General features: G+C 72.1%; 7 protein-coding genes. 2 read left to right on the top strand and 5 right to left on the bottom strand.

The window, feature by feature from the left end:
- Nucleotides 1–28 precede the first annotated feature (28 nt).
- From ACWGH4_RS27340 to ACWGH4_RS27330, 3 genes are all read right to left on the bottom strand, one after another.
- A complete protein-coding gene (locus ACWGH4_RS27340; RefSeq protein WP_453465639.1) occupies nt 29–814 on the bottom strand; it encodes a hypothetical protein in 786 nt (261 codons plus the stop codon).
- A complete protein-coding gene (locus tag ACWGH4_RS27335) occupies nt 814–2088 on the bottom strand; it encodes a VWA domain-containing protein (RefSeq protein ID WP_453465637.1) in 1275 nt (424 codons plus the stop codon). Before ACWGH4_RS27335 ends, ACWGH4_RS27340 begins: the two co-directional genes overlap by 1 nt.
- A gap of 154 nt (nt 2089–2242) precedes the next feature.
- Nucleotides 2243–3259, bottom strand: a complete 1017-nt coding sequence (locus ACWGH4_RS27330) for a zinc-dependent alcohol dehydrogenase family protein (protein WP_453465635.1) — start codon at nt 3257–3259, stop codon at nt 2243–2245.
- Nucleotides 3260–3524: 265 nt separating this feature from the next.
- Here ACWGH4_RS27330 and ACWGH4_RS27325 point away from each other — a divergent pair, with 265 nt between their 5' ends.
- Entirely contained in the window at nt 3525–4415 is an 891-nt protein-coding gene (locus ACWGH4_RS27325; RefSeq protein WP_453465633.1) for a helix-turn-helix transcriptional regulator, read from the top strand.
- A 119-nt stretch (nt 4416–4534) separates the two neighbouring features.
- A complete protein-coding gene (locus tag ACWGH4_RS27320; RefSeq protein WP_453465631.1) occupies nt 4535–5260 on the top strand; it encodes an SDR family NAD(P)-dependent oxidoreductase in 726 nt (241 codons plus the stop codon).
- Nucleotides 5261–5402: 142 nt separating this feature from the next.
- Here the strand turns inward: ACWGH4_RS27320 and ACWGH4_RS27315 are convergent, their stop codons facing one another.
- Both ACWGH4_RS27315 and ACWGH4_RS27310 read right to left on the bottom strand, forming a co-directional pair.
- Complete coding sequence (locus tag ACWGH4_RS27315; RefSeq protein WP_441261361.1) at nt 5403–6620, bottom strand: cation:proton antiporter domain-containing protein; 1218 nt, start codon at nt 6618–6620, stop codon at nt 5403–5405.
- A 6-nt stretch (nt 6621–6626) separates the two neighbouring features.
- Entirely contained in the window at nt 6627–7112 is a 486-nt protein-coding gene (locus tag ACWGH4_RS27310) for a cation:proton antiporter regulatory subunit (RefSeq protein ID WP_441261360.1), read from the bottom strand.
- Nucleotides 7113–7219 lie beyond the last annotated feature (107 nt).

Raw genomic sequence — 7219 nt, 5'->3', positions numbered from 1 at the left:
CGGCGGAACGCCGTGGCCGCCCGGGGACTCACGCGCCCGGCGGCATCCGCGAGGGGCGGCCGGCACCCCGGGTGAGCACGTAACCGCCGACGCCCGCGAGCGCCGCGAGCAGACCGCCGGCGCCGGTCCAGATCCAGCGGTCGGACCACCGGCCGGACGACCAGTCCAGGACCGCCTGTTCCTCGTTGCGCCGTTCGTCGGCCGAGACGCCCGGCACCAGCGGCTCGGCGAGCGCACCGTCGACCGCGTACGCCCCGCCCGCGTCCTTGGACACCGCCTCGACCTCCGCGGCGACGGGGAGGCCGAGGTCCTCCTCCGGGAGACCGGTCACGGTCAGGCGTATGTAGTAACTGCCGGGCAGCGGGTCGTCGGCCCACGGCTCGGCCAGCGACCGGACGGTCCGCAGGGTGCACGACAGTTCCACCGACGTGGCGTCGGCGGCCGCCGTCCGGGCCTGCATGCCGTACGTGCAGGCCTGGCGGCGGCGCAGCCCGTCGTAGACGTCGATGCGCCACGTCGAGGCGCCGTGCCGTTCGGCCGACTCGGGCAGCGCGACCCGGGCCTTGACGGTGGGCCGCTGCTCCGCGTCCGCGGGGAACACCCAGTACAGGTAGTCGCCGCTCGACGCGTTCGCCGTGGCCTTCTGGTCCTGCTCGATCGGGGTGGCCGTACGGAAAGTGGTACCGGCCTCCGTGGGGGCCCGGTCGTCACCTTCGGGGCCGGGCGACGGGCTGTCCGCCAGGGCGGCGGCCGCCGGGCCGAACAGCGCGGCGGCGGTCAGTGCGCCGACCGTCAGTATGCGTGCGATACGCATCAGTTGGTCCTCCAGACGGCGATACGCCAGCGCGAGACCCAGCCCCAGAGCAGACCGGCCACGAAGCCGGCCAGTACCAGGACACCCAGCAGCCACCAGCCGCGCCCGAGGCCGAACGCGGCCACGTCGGAGGCCGCTTCGGGTGTGTCGACCACGTCCACGGTGAGTTCCACGGGCAGTCCCGGCTCGGTCTTGACGGCGGGCGGCGCGGAGAACGAGTTGCTCACCTGGAGGCACACGGTCTCCGCGGCGGGCTTGACGCCGTCGGCGTCCTCGAGCTCCTGCTTCGGGTAGCGAAGACCGGTCGAGATCAGATCGGTACGGCCGTCGCCGGCCTCGGAACCGCGGACGATCTCACGGCCGTGGACGGTGACGGCGCGCAGCAGCACCCCGTAGTCCTTGTTGACCGCGCGGTCGGCGCCGACGCTCACGGAGGCACGCAGCTCCTGGCCGGGCAGCACGTCCACCCGGTACCAGCGGTGCTCGCCGAACTTCTCCCGGTCCGTGTACAGACCCGGCTCGAGCTGGGGTGCGTCGCGGCACTGGCCGGCGCCCTGCGTGGCGACGGGCGTCACCACCGGGTCGGCGGCCCGGTCGACCAATTGGCTCACCCGGTCGGAGAGTTCGTCGGTGTGCTGGACGGACGTGTACGTACCGCCGGTGGCCTCCGCGATGCAGCTGAGCTGGGCACGGGTCTTGGCGTCGGGCACCAGTCCGAGGGTGTCGATCACGAGGTGGATGCCCTTGGCCGCGATCTCCCGCGCGACCTCGCACGGATCGAGCGGTGCGCAGGTGTCCTCGCCGTCGGTGATGAGCACGATCCTTCGGGTCGCGTCACCGCCTTCCAGATCCTCCGCCGCACCCAGCAGCGCCGGGCCGATCGGTGTCCATCCGGTGGGCGCGAGGGTGGCGACGGCGGTCTTCGCCTCCGTCCGGTCGAGCGGCCCCACGGGGTAGAGCTGGCGGGTGTCCTTGCAACCGCGCTTGCGGTCGTCGCCCGGATAGTCGGCCCCGAGCGTGCGGATGCCGAGCCGCACGTCTTCCGGGACGGCGTCCAGCACCTCGTTGAAGGCCTGCTTCGCGGCGGCCATGCGGCTCTTGCCGTCGATGTCGCGGGCGCGCATCGATCCGCTGACGTCGAGCACGAGCTCGACCTTGGGGGATTCCTTCGCCACCGGCTCGTCGGCGGCGGCGATGCCTGTCGGGAACAGCCCGGCGACCAGGACTGCGAGGAGCACGCAGATCCGGGCCGCGGGCCGTCTTCTTATGATCATCAGCGGATCGTATTGACGATCTCCAAAGGAACCAAAACGGGACGGTGTTGAGGCCGGGTGCGCGCCGGGCCCGACCGCGGGGCGCACGGTCGGGCCGGCGGCTCGCGGGATCGCGAGGGGACGACGGTTGCCCGAGGGGAGCCGCGGCCTGGCGTCAGGGCTTGAGGAGTGCCTTGATGGCGCGGCGTTCGTCCATGGCCTTGTAGCCCTCGGCCACCTGCTCCAGCGGCAGGGTGAGGTCGAAGACCTTGCCCGGGTCGATCCGGCCGCTCAGGACGCGCTCGATCAGATCGGGCAGGTAGCGGCGTACGGGGGCGGGGCCGCCGCGCAGACCGACGTGGGAGAAGAACAGCTCCTGGCCGTCGACGGCGACCTCGTGGGGCACGCCGACGAAGCCGACGTTGCCGCCGGGACGCGCGGAGTGCAGGGCCTGCTGCATGGCCTCGGCGGTGCCGACGCACTCCAGCACGCTGTCCGCTCCGATCCCGTCGGTGAGGTCCTTGATCCGGGCGACGCCCTCCTCGCCGCGCTCGGTGACGATGTCGGTGGCGCCGAACTCCAGGGCGAGCTCCTGACGGGAGGCGTGGCGGCTCATCGCGATGATCCGCTCCGCACCCATCTCCTTCGCGGCGATCACCGCGCACAGCCCGACCGCTCCGTCGCCGACCACCACGGCGGTGGAACCGGACCGGACCTCGGCGGCCTCGGCCGCGTACCAGCCGGTGCCCATCACATCGGAAACCGCCAGCAGGCCCGGCCAGAACTCCTCGCCCGGCACCCTGTCGGTGGCGACCAGGGTGCCCTGAGCGTTGGGGATACGCACGTACTCGGCCTGGCAGGTGCTCATGAATTCGCGCTTGAGGCAGTTCGACTGCCATCCGTTGCGACAGTTGGCGCAGGTGTTGTCCGAGGTCGCGAACGAGCCGACCACGAACTGGCCCGGCCTGACCGCGGTGACCTCGGACCCGACCTCCTCGACGAAACCGACGTACTCGTGCCCCATCGGGTGCGCCTCGTCCGTGGCGTCCAGGCCCCGCCAGGGCCACAGGTCGGACCCGCACACACAGGTGACGGCCGTGCGGATGATCGCATCCGTCGGCTTCAGGATCATCGGGTCGTCCAGGGTCTCGAAGCGCACATCGCCGGGGGCGTGGATCACTGCTCCGCGCATGGGGAAGTCCTCACGTTCTTTGAAGGGTGGTCCGGGGAGGCCCTTCGGGCCGCCGCAACCGGTGCGGGTACGGACCGGGGGACGCGTAAGGGCCCCGTTGTCCTTCGCGTGCTGCCCGGGCCGGGTAACCCCTCGGGGCGGCTGCGCCGCTCCGGGAGTGCCCGCACTCCAGGTAACCGCTCGTCCCTGCGGTGAGCGAGATACCAGCGAGAGGTGTACCGCCAGTACATCCCTTCCGCGGCGGGCAGGCCGTACGGTCGAAGACATGGACAACCGTGAGGAGGTCCGCGAGTTCCTCACCTCGCGGCGGGCGAAGATCACCCCGGAGCAGGTCGACCTGCCGGCCGGTTCCCGACGGCGTGTGCCCGGGCTGCGCAGGAGCGAGGTCGCCGCGCTGGCCGACATGAGCGTCGAGTACTACGCGAAGCTGGAGCGCGGCAACCTGGCCGGCGCCTCCCCCGCCGTCCTGGAGGCCGTCGCCCGCGCCCTGCGACTGGACGACGCCGAACGCGCCCACCTCCTGCACCTGGCCCGGGCCGCCGACGGCTCCGACGCCCTCACCCGCCCCCGGCGCCGCGCCGCCACCCGGCAGTGGACCCCGCACCGCAGCCTGCAGTGGACCCTCGACGCGATCACGGCCGGGCCCGCAATCGTGACCAACGGCCGCATGGACGTCCTGGCGGCCAACCCCCTCGCCCGTGCCTTCTACACCGACCTGTTCGCCGACGGGGACAACCAGCGGAACCTGGCCCGCTTCAACTTCCTCGACCCGGCCTCCCGCCGGTTCTACCCCGACTGGGAGCTGTTCGCCGACATGGCGGTGGCCATCCTGCGCCGCGAAGCCGGCCGCGACCCGCACGACAAGGGCCTCCACGACCTCGTCGGGGAGCTGTCCACCCGCAGCAAGGACTTCCGCACCCGCTGGGGCACCCACAACGTGCGCCGCCACGGCACCGGCACCAAGCGGTTCCGCCACCCCTCGGTCGGCGACCTCACCCTTGCCTTCGAATCCCTGGACCTGGCCGCCGAACCGGGACTCGGCATGACCATCTACACGGCCGAACCCGGCTCCCCCTCGGAAGAGGGACTACGCCTGCTCGCCTCCCTGGCCGCCACCGAGAACGCGGGCCCGGCAGCGCGTCACCCCACCGCCTGAAAGCACCCCGCCGGCCCGCGCGGACGCCGTCATGCGCGGCACGTGCCGCCGCCGCACACGAGCAGAAGGAGACAAGCCGTGCAGAAAGCAGCCGAGCACGAATACGCGGCGGTGCGGCGGTGAGCCGCATCCTGGTGACCGGCTCCACGGACGGCCTGGGCCGGGCCACCGCGGAGGCACTGCTGACCGCCGGGCACCAGGTGGTGGTACACGCCCGCAACCCTCGGCGGGCAACCGCTCTGCGGCCGCTGCTCGACCGCGGCGCGGACGCCGTCACCGGCGACCTCACCGAGCGTGACGCCGTACGGCGGATCGCCGCCGAGCTGAATGACGCCGACCCGCTGGACGCGGTCGTCCACAACGCCGGTGTATGGAGCGGGCGGGCCGTCATGCCGGTCAACATCATCGCCCCCTACCTGCTCACAGCCCTGCTTCCGGCGCCGCGCCGACTGGTGTACCTGAGCAGCGGCTCCCATTTCAGCGGGCGCCCGGCCGTGCGGGGAGTCGACTGGGCCGGCGCCGGCGCGGGCTCCTACGCGGACAGCAAGCTGTTCGTCACCACGCTCGCCGCCGCGGTGGCCCGCCTGCGTCCCGATGTGCGGAGCAATGCGGTCGACCCGGGCTGGGTGCCGACCAGGATGGGTGGTCCGGGCGCTCCGGACGATCTCGAACTCGGGCATGTGACACAGGAGTGGCTCGTCACCAGCGACGAGCCCGAGGCCCTGACCACGGGCGGCTACTGGTACCACCAGAAGCTCAGGCAGCCGCACCGCGCCGTCCATGACGAGGCGTTCCAGGACCAGCTCCTCGAAGCACTGGCCGAGGAGACCGGCACGGCGCTGTGAACGGGGCGCGGCGAGGACAGCCGTTCCGGGCGCCCTCTCCGGACGCGGAAGCACTACGCCCGGCAGGGGCGACGCCGTCCGGGCCGGGCCGGCCCGGACGAACCGGCTCATGCCCGGAGGGCGTCACGCCCCCGCGGCCGCGTCAGGTCGGGGTCGACGCCGTGTCGGCCGTTTCCAGTGGCACGGCCGGCTCCTTCGGCGCCGGCGCCGGCGTCCGCAGGAAGCGGCGCCCGATCGGCTCCGTCCACCGCGCCGTCAGCGGCCCGATGATCACAAGGATCAGGACGTACGCCGTGGCCAGCGGCCCGATCCGGGGCTCGACCCCGACCGCGAGGCCCGCGATGACGATGGAGAACTCACCGCGGGCGACCAGCGTGCCACCCGCTCGCAGCCGTCCGCGTGGGCCGATCCCCGCACGACGGGCCGCGTACCAGCCGGTGGCGATCTTCGTGAGCGCGGTGACGACGGCCAGGATCAGCGCGGGGACGAGGACCGGCGGAATGTCCGCCGGGTCGGTCGACAGGCCGAAGAAGACGAAGAAGACCGCGGCGAACAGGTCCCGCAGCGGCGCGAGAAGGTTGTGCGCGCCCTCGGCGACCTCGCCGGACAGTGCGATGCCGACGAGGAACGCGCCGACGGCGGCGGACACCTGGAGTTCCTGCGCGATGCCGGCGACGAAAAGGGTCAGGCCGAGGACGACCAGCAGCAGCATCTCGGGGTTGTCGGAGGAGACGGCCCGGCTGATGAGCCGGCCGTGGCGCAGCGCGACGTAGAGGACGATGCTGACCGTGCCGAGCGAGATGAGCAGGGTGAGGCTGCCGCCGGCGAGGCTGAGGCCGGCGAGCAGGGCGGTCAGCAGCGGCAGGTAGACGGCCATCGCGAGGTCCTCGATGACGAGGACGCCGAGTATGACGGGCGTTTCACGGTTGCCCAGCCTGCCGAGGTCGCCGAGGACCTTGGCGATGACGCCGGACGACGATATCCAGGTGACACCGGCGAGCGCGACGGCGGCCACCGGTCCCCAGCCGAGGATCAGTGCGGCCACCGCGCCGGGGAGGGCGTTGAGGACGAAGTCGACGATGCCGGAGGGGTACTGGGTCTTGAGGTTGGTGACGAGCTCGGAGGCGCTGTACTCGAGGCCGAGGAGCAGCAGCAGGAGGATGACGCCTATCTCGGCGCCGGTGGCGATGAACTCCTCGCTGGCGTTCATGGGCAGCAGCCCGCCGTGGCCGAAGGCGAGTCCGGCGAGCAGGTAGAGCGGTATGGGTGAGAACCCGATGCGTCCGGCGAGCCTGCCGAGCAGGCCCAGGGCGAGGATGATCGACCCGAGTTCGATGAGCAGCGCGGTGGTGTCGTGCACGGGTGGCTATCCTCCGGTGATCAGTTCGGCAACGGCGTCGACGCCTTCGCGGGTTCCGACGACGACGAGCGTGTCGCCGATGGCGAAGCGGAAGTCGGGCGTGGGCGAGGGGAACGCCGCGGTGCGACGCAGTACGGCGACGATGGACGCTCCTGTGCGGGTGCGCGCCTGGGTGTCGGCGAGCAGCCGGCCGGCGTACGGGGAGCGTTTCGTGACCGGGATGTGCTCCGTCACGAGGTCGATCTCGATGTGCTGGTGCAGGTGCGCGACGGGGTCGGGGACGAGCAGTTTGGACAGCGCGGTCGCCTCGTGCGGCGCGAGCGCTGCGGCGTCCTTGCAGTTGTCGTCGTCCTCGGGATCGTGGAAGGCCAGGATGCGGCGGCCGTCCTGGTGCACGACGACGGACAGGTGCGCGCCGGCGTCGGTCTTGAGGTCGTACCTCGTGCCGACTCCGGGCAGGGGCGTTTTGCTGACGTGAGCGGTGGGTTCCATGGAGGGCTCCGTACGGGCGGTCGTCGGACTGTGTGCGGGCGGCTGTGCTGTCTGCTCCGGTGGTGCCGCTGGATGTCGCAGCGGCACCACCGGAAGAGGATTCTGGT

Source organism: Streptomyces sp. NPDC054847 (assembly GCF_053610925.1).
The sequence above is the reverse complement of the archived record's forward strand: the minus strand, read 5'-3'. Positions and strand labels throughout refer to the sequence as shown.